This window comes from Pseudomonas sp. GW823-FHT02F05, assembly GCF_058797315.1.
Window position 1 is genome coordinate 78,833 of sequence record NZ_JBXAJM010000021.1, and the last position, 18,587, is coordinate 97,419.

At 61.5% G+C, this 18,587-nt stretch carries 13 protein-coding genes and 2 pseudogenes; 6 read left to right on the forward strand and 9 right to left on the reverse strand.

Translation table 11 applies throughout. The features are described 5' to 3' along the window. Window positions 1-91: 91 nt before the first annotated feature. Window positions 92-901 carry an AraC family transcriptional regulator gene (locus AC1RAC_RS22950; protein WP_057977416.1) on the forward strand — a complete coding sequence of 270 codons (810 nt, stop codon included), beginning with the start codon at window positions 92-94 and terminating at the stop codon, window positions 899-901. Window positions 902-1,040: 139 nt separating this feature from the next. Here AC1RAC_RS22950 and AC1RAC_RS22955 read toward each other — a convergent pair whose 3' ends face one another. The 4 genes and pseudogenes from AC1RAC_RS22955 to AC1RAC_RS22970 form a co-directional block, all read right to left on the reverse strand. Then, complete coding sequence (locus AC1RAC_RS22955) at window positions 1,041-1,616, reverse strand: flavin reductase family protein (protein WP_034128112.1); 576 nt, start codon at window positions 1,614-1,616, stop codon at window positions 1,041-1,043. A gap of 60 nt (window positions 1,617-1,676) precedes the next feature. After that, window positions 1,677-2,108: a methyl-accepting chemotaxis protein gene (locus AC1RAC_RS22960; RefSeq protein WP_370712620.1), complete on the reverse strand. Its 432-nt coding sequence runs from the start codon at window positions 2,106-2,108 to the stop codon at window positions 1,677-1,679. Between the two features lie 108 nt (window positions 2,109-2,216). Further along, window positions 2,217-2,993, reverse strand: a pseudogene (locus AC1RAC_RS22965) (PAS domain-containing protein); the annotation flags it as partial. 96 nt (window positions 2,994-3,089) lie between these two features. Continuing rightward, the gene (locus tag AC1RAC_RS22970; protein ID WP_014716799.1) at window positions 3,090-3,422 is read right to left on the reverse strand and encodes a DUF2790 domain-containing protein; all 333 of its coding nucleotides are present in this window, start codon (window positions 3,420-3,422) and stop codon (window positions 3,090-3,092) included. 226 nt (window positions 3,423-3,648) lie between these two features. On the opposite strand from AC1RAC_RS22970, the gene AC1RAC_RS22975 reads away from it, so the two are divergent. The 3 genes from AC1RAC_RS22975 (at window position 3,649) to AC1RAC_RS22985 (ending at window position 7,367) form a co-directional block, all read left to right on the forward strand. Then, window positions 3,649-4,968: an OprD family porin gene (locus AC1RAC_RS22975; RefSeq protein ID WP_054921782.1), complete on the forward strand. Its 1,320-nt coding sequence runs from the start codon at window positions 3,649-3,651 to the stop codon at window positions 4,966-4,968. A gap of 336 nt (window positions 4,969-5,304) precedes the next feature. Next, window positions 5,305-5,979 carry a heavy metal response regulator transcription factor gene (locus tag AC1RAC_RS22980; protein WP_032893695.1) on the forward strand — a complete coding sequence of 225 codons (675 nt, stop codon included), beginning with the start codon at window positions 5,305-5,307 and terminating at the stop codon, window positions 5,977-5,979. Continuing rightward, entirely contained in the window at window positions 5,976-7,367 is a 1,392-nt protein-coding gene (locus AC1RAC_RS22985) for a heavy metal sensor histidine kinase (protein WP_054921780.1), read from the forward strand. The genes AC1RAC_RS22980 and AC1RAC_RS22985 overlap by 4 nt, the downstream gene beginning before the upstream one ends. A 143-nt stretch (window positions 7,368-7,510) precedes the next feature. Here AC1RAC_RS22985 and AC1RAC_RS22990 read toward each other — a convergent pair whose 3' ends face one another. The 4 genes from AC1RAC_RS22990 to AC1RAC_RS23005 all read right to left on the reverse strand — a co-directional run bounded on the left by AC1RAC_RS22990 (window position 7,511) and on the right by AC1RAC_RS23005 (window position 14,040). Next, entirely contained in the window at window positions 7,511-10,654 is a 3,144-nt protein-coding gene (locus AC1RAC_RS22990; RefSeq protein WP_054921778.1) for a CusA/CzcA family heavy metal efflux RND transporter, read from the reverse strand. 18 nt (window positions 10,655-10,672) lie between these two features. After that, the gene (locus tag AC1RAC_RS22995) at window positions 10,673-11,779 is read right to left on the reverse strand and encodes an efflux RND transporter periplasmic adaptor subunit (protein ID WP_054921776.1); all 1,107 of its coding nucleotides are present in this window, start codon (window positions 11,777-11,779) and stop codon (window positions 10,673-10,675) included. 19 nt (window positions 11,780-11,798) lie between these two features. After that, window positions 11,799-13,025, reverse strand: coding sequence for a TolC family protein (locus AC1RAC_RS23000; RefSeq protein WP_054897169.1), 1,227 nt, complete (start codon window positions 13,023-13,025; stop codon window positions 11,799-11,801). Between the two features lie 109 nt (window positions 13,026-13,134). Next, window positions 13,135-14,040, reverse strand: coding sequence for a cation diffusion facilitator family transporter (locus tag AC1RAC_RS23005; RefSeq protein WP_054921774.1), 906 nt, complete (start codon window positions 14,038-14,040; stop codon window positions 13,135-13,137). A gap of 217 nt (window positions 14,041-14,257) precedes the next feature. Here AC1RAC_RS23005 and AC1RAC_RS23010 point away from each other — a divergent pair, with 217 nt between their 5' ends. Next, the gene (locus AC1RAC_RS23010) at window positions 14,258-15,628 is read left to right on the forward strand and encodes a GntT/GntP/DsdX family permease (RefSeq protein ID WP_054921773.1); all 1,371 of its coding nucleotides are present in this window, start codon (window positions 14,258-14,260) and stop codon (window positions 15,626-15,628) included. Window positions 15,629-15,631: 3 nt separating this feature from the next. Here AC1RAC_RS23010 and AC1RAC_RS23015 read toward each other — a convergent pair whose 3' ends face one another. Beyond that, window positions 15,632-16,921 (reverse strand): MFS transporter, encoded by a 1,290-nt coding sequence (locus AC1RAC_RS23015; protein ID WP_054897172.1) that lies wholly within the window; start codon window positions 16,919-16,921, stop codon window positions 15,632-15,634. Window positions 16,922-17,107: 186 nt separating this feature from the next. On the opposite strand from AC1RAC_RS23015, the pseudogene AC1RAC_RS23020 reads away from it, so the two are divergent. Further along, window positions 17,108-18,526 (forward strand): annotated as a pseudogene (locus AC1RAC_RS23020) (short-chain fatty acid transporter). The last annotated feature ends 61 nt before the right edge of the window (window positions 18,527-18,587 follow it).

An 18,587-nucleotide genomic window follows, 5' to 3' on the forward strand; every position in this document is an offset into this window, starting at 1 on the left:
GCCCCACACCTGCACAATCGTACAAGACCCCGGCAGACAACCGGTGCAGACTCAGTTAACGTGTTTCCACTTCCTTTTGTGACAAGTCACCATGGGCAACCCCATCCACTCCCTCGACTGGCTGCACCGCGCGCCCCACGCCAGTGGCCTGGACCGTATCGAGGCGTACTTTGCCGGCTTCGCCTTCGACCCTCATCGCCATGATACGTACGCCATAGGGCGCACGTTGTTCGGCGTACAGAGTTTTCATTATCGCGGCGGCACAACCCACAGCCTGCCCGGCACCACCATGGTGATCCACCCCGATGAAACCCATGACGGCCGTGCCGGCAGCGATGAAGGCTTCAAGTACCGGATGATCTATGTGGAGCCGGCGCTGATCCAGCAGATCCTCGGTGGGCAGCCGTTGCCGTTTATCCCCGGCGGCTTGTCCACCGACCCACGGCTGCACCGCGCCAGCGAAGTGTTGCTGCAAAGCCTGGATTGCCCGATTGACCCGATGCAAGAGCAAGATGCCCTGTTCGACCTGGCCCACGCGCTGAGCGCTGCGTCCGGGGCCATCATCCGCCGTAAATCCTTCGACTACTTTGCGGCCGAACGCGCCCGTGAATTCATCCACAGCGCCCTGGGCCGCAGCATCACCCTGGATGAAATTGCCGACCACGCCGGCCGCGACCGGTGGGCGTTATCGCGGGATTTTCGTTTGTTATTCGGCACCAGCCCCTACCGCTACCTGACCATGCGCCGACTGGACCTGGTGCGCCACTTGTTGGCCCAGGGCCAATCGTTGGTGGATGCGGCGATGACCGCAGGCTTCACCGACCAAAGCCACATGACCCGCCAATTTCGCAGCACCTACGGCATGCCGCCATCGCGTTGGGTGAAAATGCTCGGACGCTGAGTACTGGGTTGGAATACGTTCAAACTGTGGGAGCTGGCTTGCCTGCGATGCAGACACCTCGGTACATCAGATACACCGAGGTGATGCCATCGCAGGCAAGCCAGCTCCCACAGTTGATCTTCGTGGCTTTGCGCCTCTGTCAGAGCTGGCGCCCGACAATCGGTTGGCCAATGGCCAGGAAATTCCCGCCCGCCACATGGTGCAACGTGCGCAGTTCATCATGCCCTTCAAAATGCCAGCGGCCCTCGCTGAATACCCGCTCATCAGCATAGGCCGCGACCACTTCGCCCAGGAACAGGTCATAGGCCTGCTGATTATGCGGCTCGGGCAGCAGGCGGCATTCCAGCCAAGCCACGCAGCCTTCCAGCATCGGCGCCTCGGTGTGCTCACCGCTGAAAGTGTGCAGGCCGTAGGCTGCGAATTTGTCGGTTTCAGCACCGCGGGTATTGCCCACCGTTTGCACCAGATCAGCCTGTGCGGCACAAGGCACTTGCAGTACGAAGGTGCCGGCGCCTTCAAGTAGCTGGCGGGTCCAGGTGGCCTTGTCGAGCACCACCGCGACTTTCGGTGGTTCGAAATCCAACGGCATGGCCCAGGCAGCAGCCATGATATTGCGCTGGCCGTTGTGGGCTGCACTCACCAACACGGTCGGCCCGTGGTTGAGCAAACGGTAAGCCTTGGACAATGGGACGGGGCGACGGAACGTAGGGCTCATGGTCGATCAGCTCTGCAAGCGAGAAAAGACCTACGATACCTCAAGCACAAGCCCGACAGGTCAGCTCGACAGCTGATTGGCAAACTGCCCGACCGCACTCACTACTTTTTGCGCACCGTCCTGAATTTCGACGATCACGGTACCCGCCTCCGCCGCCAGGGCCAGGCCCTGCTCGGCTTGCGCACGACCGTCGGCCATCAAGGCCACCGCGTCGCGGGCCATGTCCTGGTTCTGGCGCACCACACCGACAATTTCCTCGGTAGCTTTGCTGGTACGTGACGCCAATTGCCGTACTTCATCGGCCACCACCGCAAAGCCACGCCCCTGCTCACCGGCACGCGCCGCTTCGATGGCGGCGTTGAGCGCCAGCAGGTTGGTTTGCTCGGCAATGCCGCTGATCGTCTTGACGATGCTGCCGATCACTTGGGACTGGGCATTCAACGCCTCGATGCCTTCACCGGCCTGTTGCATGTGCTGGGCCAGGTCGCGCATAACGTCCACGGCCTGGGTGACCACGGTGGTGCCGCGCTGGGCGCTGTCGTCGGTTTGCAAAGAGGTGCTGTAGGCAATATTGGCGGCCTCGGCCACTGCCTGCTCGCGGTTGACCTGGTCGGTAATGACCGTGGCGAACTTGACCACTTTGTACAGCCGCTCATTGGCGTCCAGCACCGGGTTGTAGGTGGCCTCCAACCACACCAAGCGGCCGTGGCTGTCCACACGTTTGAAGCGCGCGGCGACGAACTCACCGGCGTTCAGGCGCTTCCAGAACTGTTGGTATTCGGCACTGTTGTATTCCTGTGGCTCACAGAACATACGGTGATGCTTGCCTTCGATCTGCGCCAGGCTGTATCCCATGGCGCCGAGGAAGCGGTCATTGGCGGTGAGTACATGCCCCTCCAGGTCGAACTCGATCAACGCGGTGGAACGCATCAGTGCAGTGATCAGGTTTTCATGTTCACGCGAGCTCTCGATGGTGCGGGTAAGGTCGCTGGAAAAAATCGAAAACTGCTTGATGCGCCCCTCCGAACTACGCACCGGCTGCACGATTGAGCGCAACCAGGCTTCCTTGCCATTGCCGCGCATCAGGCGTACGGCGCCGGCAAAGTGTTCGCCGCGGGCAAGCGCGTGCTTGAAGCGCAGTTGGAACTCGTCCTGGCGCACATGTGCCGGCACCAGGTCTTCGATAGCACGCCCGACAATCTCGCCCAGCGAATAAGCCAGTTCCTGCAGGAAGTTGGCATTGGCCCACTCCACACGGCCTTCAGGGTCCAGTGTCAGGCAGAGCATTTCGCTTTCCAGGCTCTCTTTCACCTGGAGCAAGCTCGACAATTCTTCGCGCAGAGCGGTCAGCTCCTGCTTCAGGCGGGTATTGAACATGGGGCACCGTTAGGCAAGTGAGGTAGGTGTACTCACTTGCATCGGCGCTGCCGGGGTTTTCTGAAGAGCGCTTGAGCCCTGGGCCGAACTATATTTTCAACCGCCATTGTTACGGCATACGCCCATGACCTGATATTCCAGGGTATTGAGCTTGCCGCTGGAGTCTTCGTAGGTCATGCGCGACGGTACGGCGTTGCACGAGCGGATCGGCGGCGTCACGTTGACGACCTTGGCAATGTCCAGGTCCATGCCATAGCGGTACGCCTGGACCTCAGGCACCGGCTTGCCTTTTTTGATGGCGTACGCGGCCATGGCTTTCTCATTGCGCTCCATCATCAGGGCAAAGGTGCGGTCCCCACCCCCTTCGGCCAGTGCGCCAAATGACAACACAGCCGTTAATACAGCCAAACCTGCTTTATAAAAGTTCATCGCGGTTTCCTCGACTGAAAAGTTCAGTGTCGAGATTAACCAACCCACCCTGACGGCAGGTTCACCAGAACATTACTTATTTGTTAGATAGTCGTTAGTTTCCAGAATTGTAATGTGCAAGCCATGCAGTTGTTATCCGCCATTTGCAACTATCAGCCAGGGCCAGATCAATAAAAACGCCCGCCTCTATAAGAAGCCGATAACTGCCATCACCGAGGAGCGCATCATGAGCATTCGTCATTACACCCTTCCCTTTTCACTGATGGCTGCACTGCCCATGGCCGCCATGGCAGTGGAGGACAAGCCCGAGGGTTTTATAGAGGGCAGCCGCATCAACGTGCTGGCACGCAACTTCTACTTCAACCGCGATGACCGCAAAGGCCAGTCCAGCCCCACTGGCAATGGTTACTCCGAAGCCTGGGCCCAGGGTTTCATCGGCAAATTCGAATCCGGTTTTACCCAGGGCACCGTGGGTTTTGGCCTGGACGCATTCGCCATGTACGGCCTCACACTTGACTCGGGCAGCGGCCGCAGCGGCGGCAAAGGCTCGTTCGGCGTGCTGCCGGTGAACAGCGACAACCAGCCGGAAAACAGCTACAGCAAAATCGGCGGCGCGGCGAAACTGCGCGTGCTGGACACCGTGATCAAGGCCGGCGACGTGTTCCCACTTACGCCGGTGGTGGCCTACGGCGACTCTCGCCTGTTGCCCGAGAGCTTTCGCGGCGTCACCCTGCAAAACACCAGTCTGGAAGGCTTGAGCCTGCAAGGCGGGCGCCTGAGCGGCATGAGCCAGCCCAGTGAAAGCGGCATGAACAAAGGCTTTGCCACCTTCTATGCAGGCAAGGTCGACTCGCCCTGGATCGCCTACTTCGGCGGTGACTACCAGCTCAACAGCCATCTGGGCTTTAGCCTGTACAGCAGCCGCTTGAAGGACGCCTGGGATCAGTACTACTTCGGCAGCAATGCCAATTACGCATTGACCGACGACGTGTCATTGTTCGGCGACTTCAACTACTACAAGGCCGTGGACGAAGGCCAGAAACGGCTCGGCGAGTTCGACAACAACATCTGGAGCGCCAGGCTCGGGGTCAAGGTCGGTGCCCACAGCGTGGCCGTGTCGCACCAGCGTAACAACGGCGACGATGACTTCGACTACCTGCGCCAATCAGACTCGATCTTCCTCAATAACTCGATCCAGTACAGCGACTTCAACGCGCCCAAGGAGCGCTCATGGATGGTGCGCTACGACCTGGACATGCAAGCGTTCGGCATTCCCGGCTTGTCGTTCATGACCCGCTACGGCAAAGGCACCGGCGCCGACTATAGCAACGCCAATGCCGTGTATATGCGCCGCGATGCAGCGGGTAACCCCTTGACCGATCAACGCCGCTGGGAACGGGATATCGAGGCCAAATACGTGGTGCAAAGTGGGCGTTTGAAGGATTTGTCCCTGCGCTTGCGCCAGGCCACCGTGCGCTCCAGTGCGTTTGAATCAGACCTGGAAGAAGTTCGTCTGATTGCCGAATACCCATTGGTCGTGCTGTAGCCCTTACATTCGCTCGCGATTAACTAACATCTGTTCACAAATAGCCAGTTATCAAAATTGTAATATTGGCCTCAGCTTCTCGTTAAGTGGAACTTTCTATACTCGCTTCAACTTATTCACCCGAGCACATTCATCTCTGAAGCTTTTGTGTAGCTCCTTTGGAAAGAGATGAATTTTTAACGCCCCGCTTGGGGCGTTTTTTTTGCCTGCGACACATGCGACCGACGGTCGCAGTTGACCCTAAAGCTACTTTAGCCTTCAGACTTTTCCCACTTCCGAACCCGCCGCCATAGGGACATGGGCGCCTTCTCTCCCCTAATTCAAGAGGTAACCCCCATGCGTATTCTTGTGGTTGAAGACGAGCAGAAAACCGCCGACTACCTGCAACAGGGCCTGAACGAAAGTGGCTACGTGGTCGACTGCGCCGCCAATGGTATCGACGGCCTGCACCTGGCCGGGCAACACGCCTATGAACTGGTGATTCTGGACGTGAACCTGCCGGGCAAGGATGGCTGGCAAGTACTGGAAGAATTGCGCCGCAACGGCACCCAGCGCGTGATGATGCTCACCGCCCGTGGCCGGCTGGCTGACAAGATCAAGGGCCTGGACATGGGCGCCGACGATTATCTGGTCAAGCCGTTCGAGTTTCCCGAACTGCTGGCTCGCGTGCGCACCCTGATGCGTCGCAGCGAGCACATTCCACAGCCGGAAGTGTTCCGCGTCTCGGACCTGGAACTGGACCCGCGCCGCCACCGCGCTTATCGCGGCACCCGGCGCATCGACCTGACCACCAAGGAGTTCGCGCTGTTGCAAGTGCTCATGCGCCAGGCCGGCGAAGTGCTGACCCGCACACAGATTATTTCCCTGGTCTGGGACATGAATTTCGACTGCGACACCAACGTGGTCGAAGTCTCCATCAGCCGCCTGCGCGCCAAGGTGGATGACCAGAGCGAGGTCAAGCTGATCCACACTATTCGCGGCGTGGGCTACGTGCTGGAAGCGCGCCCATGAAGACCGGCAGCCTGTCGATGCGCCTGGGCCTGACGGTCAGCCTGATGGGCGCGGGCCTGGTGTTGCTGCTAGCGACCCTGGCCTACCTGGCCCTCACCCATGAGCTGGAAAAACTCGCGCGCAAGAACCTGGAAAGCAAGATGGAACAGATCCAGCACAGCCTGGCCCTGGGCCTGGACGCCCATGCCATCCGCGCCCGCCCGCACTCGCTGATGGACCTGGTGATCGGCCACGACAATTTCCACCTGACCATCGTCGGCACCGCGCCCGATAACAGCGTGCTGCTGAACGTCGGCAGCAAGCCCCAGGAGCCACTGCTCACCGACTTCAAGCCACGGGAAACCCTGGGCTACCTCAATTGGGTCGACAGCTACGGCAACCAGGTACTCAGTGCCTCCAGCTTGATGCGCCTGGCCAACGGTGAACGCGTGCGGGTGCTGCTGTCCCTGGACCGCATGGACGACCAGGCATTGCTCAGTGCCTACCTGCGCGCCACGCTGATTGCGCTGCCGCTACTGCTGATACTGATTGGCATGGGCGCCTGGTGGCTGGTGCAACGGGGCCTGGCGCCGTTGAAGCAGTTCAGCCAGGTGGCGGCGAAAGTCACCACCCAAGACCTCACCCATCGCTTGTCTGTGGACAACCTGCCCCACGAACTGGGTGAACTGGCCCACGGCATCAACGTGATGCTTGACCGCCTGGATGCCGGGGTGCAGCAACTCTCGCAATTCTCCGATGACCTGGCCCACGAACTGCGCGCGCCCTTGACCAACCTCATGGGCAAGGCCCAGTTGACCCTGTCGCGCCAGCGCCCGCCGCAGGAATACAAGGCGGTGCTGGAATCCAACACCGAAGAGCTCGAACGCCTGGCGCGGATTGTCAGCGACATGCTGTTTCTGGCGCAGGTCAGCCACCCGGCGGCGCGGGCCTCATTCACCGAGGTGTCCCTGGCGCAGGAAGCCCAGCGGGTGATGGAGTTGTTTGCCATGAGTGCCGAAGATAAAGGCGTCACCCTGAGCTTGCGCGGCGATGCCCGGGTGACCGGCGACCGCCTGATGATCCAGCGGGCGATTTCCAACTTGCTCTCCAATGCCATTCGCCACACACCCGAGGCCTCTACCGTGTTGCTGTTGGTGGAGACCTACGAGCAGAGCGTATCGCTGTCGGTGGGCAACCCGGGGCGAGGCATTGAAGCGCACCACCTGCCGCACCTGTTCGAACGTTTCTACCGCGCCGACAGCAGCCGTACCCGTGCCGAGGGCGGCACCGGGCTGGGGCTGGCCATCGTGAAATCGATCATGCATTTGCATCAGGGGCATGCTCATGTCACCAGCCAGCCTGGGCGTTTTACGCGGTTCAGCCTGGTGTTTCCTTCAAAGCCAGCCTAGGCCCAATGTAGGAGCGAGCTTGCTCGCGAAAAACGTCAACGATAACGCGTGTTTCCTGAATAAACGCGGCGCCTGTGGGTTTTTCGCGAGCAAGCTCGCTCCTACAGAGGGTAAGCCCGCACATTGCGGCGTTTTCACGGTTGTCAGGCGGTCTCTTCATCGCGGCGATGAGCCCATTGGTACAACGCCGGCAGCACCAGCAAGGTCAGCAAAGTCGAAGAAATAATCCCGCCAATCACCACCGTCGCCAATGGGCGCTGCACTTCGGCGCCGGTGCCGGTGGCGAGTGCCATGGGGATAAATCCGAGGGACGCCACCAGCGCGGTCATCAGCACCGGGCGCAAGCGGGTCAACGCGCCTTCGTGAATCGCCACCGATAACGAGCGGCCTTCCTCGCGCAGGTTTCGGATGAACGCGATCATCACCAGGCCATTAAGCACCGCCACGCCCGACAAGGCGATAAAGCCCACACCCGCCGAAATCGACAGCGGAATATCACGCAGCCACAAGGCCATGATCCCGCCGGTCAGCGCGAAGGGGATGCCGGTAAACACCAGCAGGCCGTCCTTGAGGTTGTTGAACATCATGAACAGCAACCCGAACACCAACAGCAACGCTACCGGCACCACGATGCGCAAGCGTTCGGAAGCCTCCTTCAACTGTTCGAACTGGCCGCCCCAGGTGGTCCAGTAACCGGCAGGGACTTTCACCTGGGTGGTGATGGCGGCTTCGGCCTCCTCGACAAACGAGCCGATATCGCGCCCGCGCACGTTGGCGCTGACGATCACCAGGCGCTTGCCGTTCTCGCGGCTGATCTGGTTGGGGCCCAGCACCAGGTCGAGGCTGGCAACCTGGGACAAGGCGATAAAGCCCAACTGCCCCGAGGTACTACTCGCCAGCGCCGGCACCGGGATCAACAGCCGTGACAAGCCGTCGATATCGGTGCGCAACGTGTCGGACAAGCGCACCACCATGTCAAAACGCCGATCACCCTCGTACAGCGTACCGGCCTGGCGCCCACCGACAGCGACGGCGATGGTGTCCTGCACATCACCCACATTCAGGCCGAAGCGAGCGGTCTTGTCGCGGTCGATATTGATGGTCAGCACCGGCAGGCCGGAGGTCTGTTCCACCTTCACTTCCGAGGCGCCGTTGAGCTTCTGCAAGGTCTCGGCGATTTCCCCGGCAGTCTGGTTGAGCACCGCCATATCATCGCCGAACACCTTCACCGCCACATCGCTGCGCACTCCGGAAATCAGCTCGTTGAAGCGCAACTGGATCGGCTGCGACAGCTCATACACGCTGCCCGGCACAATCGCGCTGGCCCGTTGGATATCGGCGATGATTGCCTCGCGGGACTTCTTCGGGTTCGGCCATTGGTCCTTGGGTTTGAGCATCACGTAGCTGTCGGAAATATTCGGCGGCATCGGGTCGGAGGCGATTTCCGCCGTACCGGTGCGCGCAAACACCCGCTCGATTTCCGGCACTTGGGCCAGTAAGGTTTTTTCCAGCTGCTGCTGCATCTGCACTGATTGGGTCAGGCTGGTGCCAGGCACACGCAGCGCCTGTTGGGCAAAGTCACCTTCGCTGAGGCTGGGGATAAATTCACTGCCCATGCGGCTGGCGACCAACCCCGACACGACGATGGTCAGTGCGGCCAGGCCGAACACCAGGGGCCGACGCACCATCACCCAGTTGAGCACCGGGTCATACACCCGACGCGCACTGCGCATGACGAAGTTTTCTTCTTCCTTGACCTTGCCGGTGACGAACAACGCAATCGCCGCCGGTACGAAGGTCACCGACAGAATCATCGCGCCGAGCAAGGCAATCACCACGGTGAAGGCCATGGGGTGGAACATCTTCCCGGCCACGCCCGTGAGAGCGAAGATCGGCAGGTACACCACCATGATGATCAACTGCCCGAAGATCAGCGCGCGTCGTGCCTCCTTGGCCGCGGCGAACACTTCGTGCAGGCGTTCACTGCGGGTCAGCAACCGGCCGTGGCGCTGCTGTGCGTGGGCCAGACGGCGGATGGCGTTCTCGACGATCACCACCGCACCGTCAACGATAATGCCGAAGTCCAGCGCGCCCAGGCTCATCAGGTTGGCGCTGACTTTGTTGGTGAACATGCCGGTGAAGGTGAACAGCATCGCCAGCGGAATCACCATCGCAGTGATCAGCGCTGCACGGATATTACCCAGGAACAGAAACAACACCGCCACCACCAGCAACGCACCTTCGAAGAGGTTTTTCTTCACCGTGGCGATGGCTTTTTCCACCAGGTTGGTGCGGTCGTAAACAGTGACCGCCACCACGCCTTCGGGCAGCGAGCGGTTGATCTCCTCAAGCTTTTTCGCCACCGCCTGGGACACGCTGCGGCTGTTCTCGCCGATCAACATGAACACCGTGCCCAGCACCACCTCACGGCCATTTTCGGTGGCGGCGCCGGTACGCAGCTCACGACCAATGTCGACCTGGGCCACATTGCGCACGCGGATCGGTGTGCCGTCCGAGGTGGTGATGACAATGTTGGCGATGTCGTCGATAGACGCCACCTGGCCCGGCGCGCGGATCAACAACTGTTCGCCGCTGCGCTCGATATAGCCGGCGCCGACGTTGGCGTTGTTGCGCTCCAGCGCCGTGACCAGATCGTTGAGGGTCAGGTTGTAAGCGGCCAGGCGCTTGGGGTCTGGCGCAATCTGATATTCCTTGGCGAAGCCGCCGATGGTATTGATCTCGGCCACGCCTGGCACGTTGCGCAGTTGCGGTTTGATGATCCAGTCCTGGATCACCCGCAGGTCGGTGGGGGTGTAAGGCGTACCGTCCTCTTTGCGCACACCGTCCTCGGCTTCGACGGTCCACAGGAAAATTTCCCCAAGGCCAGTGGAAATCGGCCCCATGGCGGTTTCGATGCCGTCAGGCAATTGCTCACGGGCCACTTGCAGGCGTTCGTTGACCAATTGGCGGGCGAAGAACAGGTCGGTGCCGTCCTTGAAAATCACCGTGACCTGGGACAAACCGGAACGCGACAGCGATCGCGTCTGCTGCAGGCCCGGTAGGCCGGCCATGGCGGTTTCGATGGGAAAGGTGACGCGCTGCTCGGTTTCCAGCGGCGAAAAACCGGCCGCCGCCGAGTTGATCTGCACCTGTACGTTGGTGATGTCAGGCACTGCGTCGATGGGCAGTTTCTGATAGCTGGCGATGCCGACACCGGCCATCAACAGCACCGCCAGCAACACGATGATGCGCTGCTCGATGGCGAATTGGATAAGGCGCTCAAACATGGGGAATCACTCGCAGGATCAATGGGCGTGTTCGGCCGAGCCTTTGCCCAGTTCGGACTTGAGGATGAAGCTGCCAGCCGTCGCCACCTGCGCGCCGGCCTCCAGGCCTTTGCGCACTTCGACGTAACCGTTTTCACTGACGCCCAGTTCAAGATGGCGGGTGATAAAGCCGTCCGCGGTACGCACAAACACCGAGGGTTTGTCCTCGACGGTCTGGACAGCGGTTTGCGGCACGGTGACCTTGGCCTGGTAGGTATCGGTGGCCACTTGCACGGCGACGAACAAGCCCGGGCGCCAGGCGTCGTCAGGGTTGGGGACCGTCACGCGCACGGTGGCGGTGCGCGTCTGCTCACCGAGCAAGTTGCCCACATAGGCCACGGTGCCCAGCACTTCGGTGCCCATTTCCGTCGAGCTGACTTTCACCGGTTTGCCCACGCGAACCTTGTTCAAGTCCTTGGGAAATACGCCGAAGGTGACCCACACCTGGGACAGATCCGAGAGGGTAAAGGCATTACTGGTTTCACTGACCACCTCGCCCACCCCCAGGTGTTTTTCCACCACCACACCGGCGAAGGGCGCACGCAGTTCATAACGATTGCCGCCGGCCAATACGGCGCTGCCGCTGAGCGCAGTCATTTTTTGCCGCGCATTGTTCAGGGCGATTTCGGCTTCTTGCAGGGTTTGCCGCGCCAGCAGGTAATCCTGTTCGGCAGAGATTTTGTCCTGCCACAACTGACGCTCGCGCTGGAAGGTGGTACGCGCCAGTTCGACCCGGCGCTCACTGGCCGCCAATTCGCTGCGCTGGTCGGAAATCTGCTGGCTGGCGATCACCGCCAACAGCTCACCCTTCTTCACCGACTGGCCCAGGTTGACCTTCACCGCCTCCACCACGCCTGCCGCACGGGGCACGATATGGGAGGTACGGTCTTCATCAAAACGCACTTCGCCCGGCAGCGTCAGCACGGTGCTGATGGCACGCGGTTGCGCCTGGGCCAACTGGATGCCGGCGGCTTGAATCTGCTGCTCGGTGAGTTCGAGCTTGCCTTCTTCTTCCTCGGCGTGGGCGAAGCCGGAAAGCATCAGGCCCAGGGCGACGGCGAGCGCCATGCCATGTTTTTTGTTCATCAGGAGACTCCAGGAAAAATCAAAAGCGGGCGAGGTCGCCGTAAATGCGTTCGATGCGTACCCAGGCCTCGGTGGCCTGGGCGGTGGCCGCAAGGTATTGGGTGCGGGCCGCGATCAAGGTGCGCTGGGCGTCGAGCACGTCGAGGAAGTTGAACTTGCCCATCTCGAAGCCACGGGTGGCGCTGTCTACCGCACTTTGTGCGGCGGGCAGGATCTGCTGGTTGAACGCGCGCACTTCGGTATTTGCCGTTTGCCACAGGTCCAGGGCCTGGCGGGTTTCGGTGCGCAGGCGCAGCTCGGCGGCGTTGCGCAGGTCGCGGGCCTGGTCGGCGCGTCGAGTGGCCGCGAGGATGTTGCCCTGGTTGCGGTTGAACAGCGGGATCGGCATCGACACGCCCACCAGGTTCACCCGTTCGCGCACACTGGCGTCGTATTGGCTGCCGATCGACACGTCCAGGTCAGGAATGCGCTGGGCTTTTTCCAGGCCCACGCTGGCTTCGTTCTGCACAATGCTGAGTTCGGCCAGGCGCAATTCGGCAGTTTGCTCAAGGCGTGCCAGCAATGGCGCGGCGGCGGGTAACGCCGGTACCGAGGTGCTTGGCGTGGCGACGGCCTGGAAGTCGGTGGCGGCGCTGCCGGTACTGGTGGCGAGGCGACGGTAGGCGTCAGTGAGGCCAATCTGTGCGCGGTTCAATTCCAGACGGATTTGCGACACCTGCACCTGGGCGCGAGTGGCTTCCACCGGCGACGACTTGCCAGCGGTGACGCGCCCATTGGCGACCACTAGCCCGCGCTCGGCAAGCGTCATGGAGCGTTGCGCCAGGTCAAGGCGTTCCTGGGCGCGCAGGGCGCCGTAGTAGCTGTCGATGACCTCGGCACGCAACTGGTTGCGACGCTGCTCCAGGGTCAGCGCGGCGGCATCCTGGGCGCGGGTGGCCACCTCGATGCGTGCACCGCGCTTGCCGCCCAGTTCAAGAGTCTGGCTGAGTTTGATGCTGGTGGTGCGGCTGTTGCGGCGGGTGTCTTCGGCGTCCCAGGAGGCCACCGGGTTGGGGATCAGGCCGGCCTGTTGCCGGCCGCCTTGGGCGATGTCGATTTCCCATTGTGCGGCCGCCAGGTCCGGGTTGTTGGCGAAGGCGGTTTGCAAGGCTGCATCGAGGGTGAGGGGTTGTGCCTGGGCGGCGTTTGCGGATATCCACACTACCAGTGCCGCCGCCCCCAACAGTGTTCTAACGAAAATTGCCATAACGAGAGTTCCACGCCCATGAAGTCGCTGAGGTTTCCCAGCGGGGGCAATGTAGCTTTCGGTACTTATCAGGGCCGTGGGCGAAAGATTACAAATCCGTTAGCCAGGCTCAGGCATGCACTTCGTCGTGATCGTCATGTTGAAAACCCTCGCCCTCGACCTGGATCGTGGCGTGGGAAATATCGAACTGTTCGTGCAGTAACTCCGTCACTCGGCTGAGGATCTGTTGCTCAGTGCCCTGGGACGCATCCGCGACCAGATGCGTACTCAGCACGTTCTTGCCACTGGTGAGGGCCCAGATATGCAGGTCGTGTACGTCCTTGACCCCAGGCACGCCGCGAATGCCCTGCTCCACCTGCTCGATATCCACACCTTCTGGCACACCTTGCAGCAGGATGTTCATGCTCGCCTTGAGCAACGTCCAGGTGCGCGGCAATACCCAAAAGCCGATGGCGGCCGCGACCACGGAGTCAACCCAACCCCAGCCGGTGAACATGATCACCAGCGCGGCAATGATCACGCCGACGGAGCCCAGCATGTCGCTCCAGACTTCCAGGTAGGCGCCCTTGACGTTAAGGCTCTCGCCACTGGCAGCGCTGAGCAGACGCATGGAGATCAGGTTGACCACCAGCCCCAGCAGCGCAATCACCAGCATGCCGGTGGACTGGATTTCGGCGGGCGCCTGCAGCCTCTGGTAAGCCTCGTACAAGATGTAGAACGCCACGGCGAACAACAGCAATGCGTTGAAGGCGGCCGCCAGGATCTCGAAGCGCGCATAACCGAAGGTACGCTTGCGATCTGCCGGGCGCTTGGCGACTTGGATCGCCACCAGGGAAATCGCCAGGGCCAGGGCGTCGGTCATCATGTGCGCCGCGTCCGACAACAGCGCCAGGCTGCCGGTGATAAAAGCGCCGATGACTTCGGCCAGCATGAAGCTGCCGGTCAGCCCCAGCGCGATCCATAACTTGCGTTCGTGGCCGGCGCGTACTTGGGCGTGGCTGTGTCCTGCGCTCATGAAATGTCCTCGTGGGTTGGGATGGGGCGGATCATAGAGCTATAGGCCAGATCCACTGGCATGGTTTGCAAAATTGTCATCTGAGCGCCAGAGGGTCGTTAGCTTCGGGCGCACCAAAATCGTTCATGCACGCGTTGGGGAAGATGTATCAGGTATGCTTTTCGGGCCGAAACAAAAAGAAACATATTAGCCAACCTGCTCGATAAGGAGTTCCGTCTTGGAGTTATCGACTGCCGCGTGGATGGTTCACGACACCCGCCTCATGCTCTGCGTGCTGTTGGCGATCGCCAGCATCATTGTGCTAATCAGCGCGACCAAACTGCCGCCCTTCCTGTCGATTTTGATCGGCACCTTTATCGCCGGGGTCGGCGCTGGCCTGCCGCCGGAAGAAGTGGCAAAGGCGTTCAGTAAAGGCGCCGGGGCGATTCTCGGCGAAGCCGGGATCATCATTGCCCTGGGTGCGATGCTCGGCGCGCTGATGGCCGAATCCGGCGCGGCCGACCGTATTGCCACCACGTTGCTCGGGCTGGGCAAAGGCAAGTCATTGCCCTGGGTGATGGCGTTGGTCGCCATGGTGATCGGCCTGCCGCTGTTCTTCGAAGTGGGCCTGGTGATGATGGTGCCGATCATCTTTGTGATGGCCAAGCGTTCGAACCAGCCGTTGCTGAAGATCGCCATCCCTGCACTGGCGGGCATGACCACCTTGCATGCCTTGATGCCACCTCACCCTGGGCCGCTGATTGCCGTAGGCGCATTGCACGCCGACCTGGGCCTGACCATGTTGCTGGGCTTTTGCCTGGCGGTGCCGGCAGTGATCCTGGCCGGGCCGCTGTATGGCAACTGGCTGTCCAAGCGCCTGCACGTGGATGAGCCGGCCGATATCGGCGCCTTGTTCAGCGCACCGCCCAAGGCCCCGCGCCAGCCGAGCTTCGGTGTGTCGCTGCTGATCATTCTGTTGCCGGTAATCCTGATGCTCGGCAGCACCTTGGCTAAAGTCGCGTTGGCGCCGGAAAGCACCCTCGCCCTGACCTTGAAATTCCTCGGTGAACCGCTGGTCGCCCTCGGCCTGGCCGTAATCGCCGCGGTCGTCTGCCTGGGTTGGGCGGCGGGCATGCCACGCGCCGACGTCGGCAACACCCTGCGCAAAGCCCTGGCGCCCATCGCCGTACTACTGCTGACTATCGGCGCCGGCGGCGGCCTCAAGCAAACCCTGCTGGACGCCGGCGTCAGCCAGACCATCAGCAAAGTCGCCGAAGGCGCGCACATGCCCTACCTGCTGCTGGCCTGGCTGATCGCCGTGGCCCTGCGCCAGGCCACCGGCTCGGCCACCGTCGCCACCACCACGACCGCCGGCATCCTCGCGCCGATGATGGCCGGGTTGGCGGCGACGCAAAGCTCATTGGTCGCCCTGGCCATCGGCGCCGGCTCGGTGTTCTTCTGCCACGTCAACGACGCCGGGTTCTGGATGGTGCGTGAGTACTTTGGCTTGCAGTTGAAACAGACGATCTGGGTGTGGTCGGTGTTGCAGACGATTGTTTCGGTGGTCGGGTTGGTGGGGACCTTGTTGCTCTGGCACTTCCTGACCTGATCCTCAGGCGGCCAGGCTGTGGCGTTTGCCAAACAACGCCACACTCGCCACCCCCACCGCCCCCATCACCACGCAATACCCCACGCAGATCCACGGGCTGGTCGGCATCAGCGCGATCAATAACAACGGTGTAGTACTTGCCCAGAGTGCATAGGCAATGTTGTAGGTGAAGGAAATGCCCGACACCCGCACCTGCGCCGGAAACAGCCCGACCATCACCGACGGCACCGCGCCCACCACGCCGCAACTCAGGCCCGCCACGGCATACGCCGCACCGAGCCACACACCGCCGGCGATCAGGCTGGCGTACAGCAGCGCAATGCCCACCGGCAGCAACAGGCTGTAGACCAATACCGCGCGCCATGCGCCGATGCGGTCCACCAGCAGGCCGGCGAGCACGCAGCCAATATTCAGGAAGACGATGCCCAGGGCGCTGAGGGCGAAGGTGTGGCTGGGGCTCATGCCGAAGGTTTTCTGCATCATGGTCGGGGTAATGACCACCAGCACTACCACGGCAGACGTCAGCACGCAGGTAAGGATCATCGCCGGCAGCAGCACGGCGCGATGGTCGCGCAGCACGGTGCGCAAGGGCATTTCGGCGGCGGCCTGGCGACGCGCCTGCATCTCCAGGAACACCGGGGTTTCACTGAGCCAGCGGCGCAGCCATACGCCGATCACACCGAATACGCCGCCGAGCAGGAAGGGGAACCGCCAGGCGTAGTCGAGGATTTCGGCAGGGGTGAAGACTTGCGCGAGCAAGGTGGCGGTCAGCGCCCCCAGCAGGTAACCGAAGGTCAGGCCGGCCTGCAAAAACCCCAAGGCATAGCCACGATGGTGACGCGGTGCGTGCTCGGCGACGAAAGTCCAGGCGCTGGGCACTTCGCCGCCCACTGCTGCGCCTTGCAGCACGCGCAACGCCAGCAGGATCAGCGGGGCGAAATAGCCGATTTGCGCGTAGGTCGGCATGACGCCGATCAACAGGCAGGGCAAGGCCATCATCAGGATGCTCAGGCTGAAGACGCGCTTGCGCCCCAGGTGGTCGGCAAAGTGCGCCATCAGGATGCCGCCCAGTGGGCGGGCGAGGTAGCCGGTCACGAAAATGCCGAAGCTTTGCAACAGGCGCAGCCACTCGGGCATTTCCGGCGGGAAGAACAGTTGGCTGAGGGTCAGCGCAAAGAACACGAAGATAATGAAGTCGTAGATTTCCAGGGCGCCGCCGAGGGCGGCCAGGCCCAGGGTTTTGTAGTCGGAGCGGGAAAAACGCTGCGCCCGTGGGGAAAAGGTGGCAGTCATGTGCAGGCTCGGCAGGCAAACAAAATGGCGTGCAGGTTATGAGCTGAGCCCATCGATGGCAATCGTGACGGATATATTTGTTTTACTCATTGATCGTTGAAGATAACAACATTCCCAAATCAATGGCCGTAGAGGAACATGCCGTAAAACTGCCAAACCCCATAATAACTACAAGAGGAAAGACTCGTGGCCGATGCTATCGAAGACAGCCGCTATGCCCGATTTGCCCTGCGTTGCTCCAACTTCGCCGAGCGCTGGTTTCCTGACTCCTGAGTGTTTGCCGCCCTCGCCGTGATCATCGTCGCCGTCGCGACCCTGGGCATGGGCGCCGCACCGGCCGAAGCGGCCAAGGCATTTGGCGATGGGTTCTGGAGCCTGATCCCGTTCACCATGCAGATGGCCTTTGTGGTGATCGGCGGTTACGTGGTCGCCAGCTCACCGCCGGCAGTGAAGTTGATCGACCGCCTGGCGCGCATTCCCAAGAATGGCCGTTCGGCTGTGGCCTGGGTGGCGTTGATTTCCATGGTGGCGTCGTTGCTTAACTGGGGCCTGTCCCTGGTGTTCGGCGGTTTGCTGGTGCGGGCATTGGCCCGGCGCACGGATTTGCGCATGGACTACCGTGCCGCTGGCGCTGCAGCGTACCTGGGCCTGGGGGCCGTATGGGCGCTGGGGCTGTCGTCGTCGGCCGCGCAGTTGCAGGCCAACCCGGCCAGCTTGCCGCCGTCGATTCTGTCGATCACTGGGATGATCCCGTTCACCGAGACCATTTTTTTGTGGCAATCCGGCGTGCTGTTGCTGGCGCTGATCGTAGTGTCGCTGATCATCGCCTACGCCACCGCGCCTGGCCCCAACAGCGCCCGGGATGCCAAGGCCTGCGGCATTGACCCGGCCTTCAACCTGCCCAAGCCGCAGGCGCCGACGCGCCCCGGTGAATGGCTGGAACACAGCCCGTTGCTGACGATTCTGCTGGCGTTGCTGGCGGCCGGCTGGCTGTTCCATGAGTTCTCGACCAAGCCGGCGATCAGCGCCATCTCGGGGCTCAATACCTATAACTTCCTGTTCATCATGGTGGGCGCGCTGCTGCACTGGCGCCCGCGCAGCTTCCTCGATGCCGTGGCCCGTGCGGTGCCGACCACCACCGGCGTGCTGATCCAGTTCCCGCTATACGGCTCGATTGCCGCACTGATGACGGTGGTCAAGGGCGGCGACGGCCAGACTCTGGCGCACCATATCTCGACGTTCTTCACCTCCATCGCCTCCCACGACACCTACGCCCTGCTGATGGGCGTTTACTCAGCAGTGCTGGGCTTCTTCATCCCCTCAGGTGGCGGCAAGTGGATCATCGAAGCGCCGTATGTGATGCAAGTGGCCAATGATCTGCAATACCACCTGGGCTGGGCGGTGCAGATCTACAACGCCGCCGAGGCGCTGCCGAACTTGATCAACCCGTTTTATATGTTGCCGTTGCTGGGTGTGCTGGGGCTGAAGGCACGGGATTTGATCGGGTTTTCGTTCGTGCAGTTGCTGGTGCATACGCCGCTGGTGTTGTTTCTGCTGTGGGCGTTGGGAACGACGCTGAAGTATTTGCCGCCTGTGATGCCCTGAATAACGGGTGACCGCAACTGTTGGTAAACAGTTGCGGTCAAGGATTTACAGGAAGGCGTGC

Bases quoted from the DNA above. Each gene is read 5' to 3' on its own strand.
- AC1RAC_RS22950 (WP_057977416.1), top strand. From the start codon at position 92: ATGGGCAACCCCATCCACTCCCTCGACTGGCTGCACCGCGCGCCCCAC.
- AC1RAC_RS22955 (WP_034128112.1), bottom strand. From the start codon at position 1,616: ATGAGCCCTACGTTCCGTCGCCCCGTCCCATTGTCCAAGGCTTACCGT.
- AC1RAC_RS22960 (WP_370712620.1), bottom strand. From the start codon at position 2,108: ATGCGCGACCTGGCCCAGCACATGCAACAGGCCGGTGAAGGCATCGAG.
- AC1RAC_RS22970 (WP_014716799.1), bottom strand. From the start codon at position 3,422: ATGAACTTTTATAAAGCAGGTTTGGCTGTATTAACGGCTGTGTTGTCA.
- AC1RAC_RS22975 (WP_054921782.1), top strand. From the start codon at position 3,649: ATGAGCATTCGTCATTACACCCTTCCCTTTTCACTGATGGCTGCACTG.
- AC1RAC_RS22980 (WP_032893695.1), top strand. From the start codon at position 5,305: ATGCGTATTCTTGTGGTTGAAGACGAGCAGAAAACCGCCGACTACCTG.
- AC1RAC_RS22985 (WP_054921780.1), top strand. From the start codon at position 5,976: ATGAAGACCGGCAGCCTGTCGATGCGCCTGGGCCTGACGGTCAGCCTG.
- AC1RAC_RS22990 (WP_054921778.1), bottom strand. From the start codon at position 10,654: ATGTTTGAGCGCCTTATCCAATTCGCCATCGAGCAGCGCATCATCGTG.
- AC1RAC_RS22995 (WP_054921776.1), bottom strand. From the start codon at position 11,779: ATGAACAAAAAACATGGCATGGCGCTCGCCGTCGCCCTGGGCCTGATG.
- AC1RAC_RS23000 (WP_054897169.1), bottom strand. From the start codon at position 13,025: ATGGCAATTTTCGTTAGAACACTGTTGGGGGCGGCGGCACTGGTAGTG.
- AC1RAC_RS23005 (WP_054921774.1), bottom strand. From the start codon at position 14,040: ATGAGCGCAGGACACAGCCACGCCCAAGTACGCGCCGGCCACGAACGC.
- AC1RAC_RS23015 (WP_054897172.1), bottom strand. From the start codon at position 16,921: ATGACTGCCACCTTTTCCCCACGGGCGCAGCGTTTTTCCCGCTCCGAC.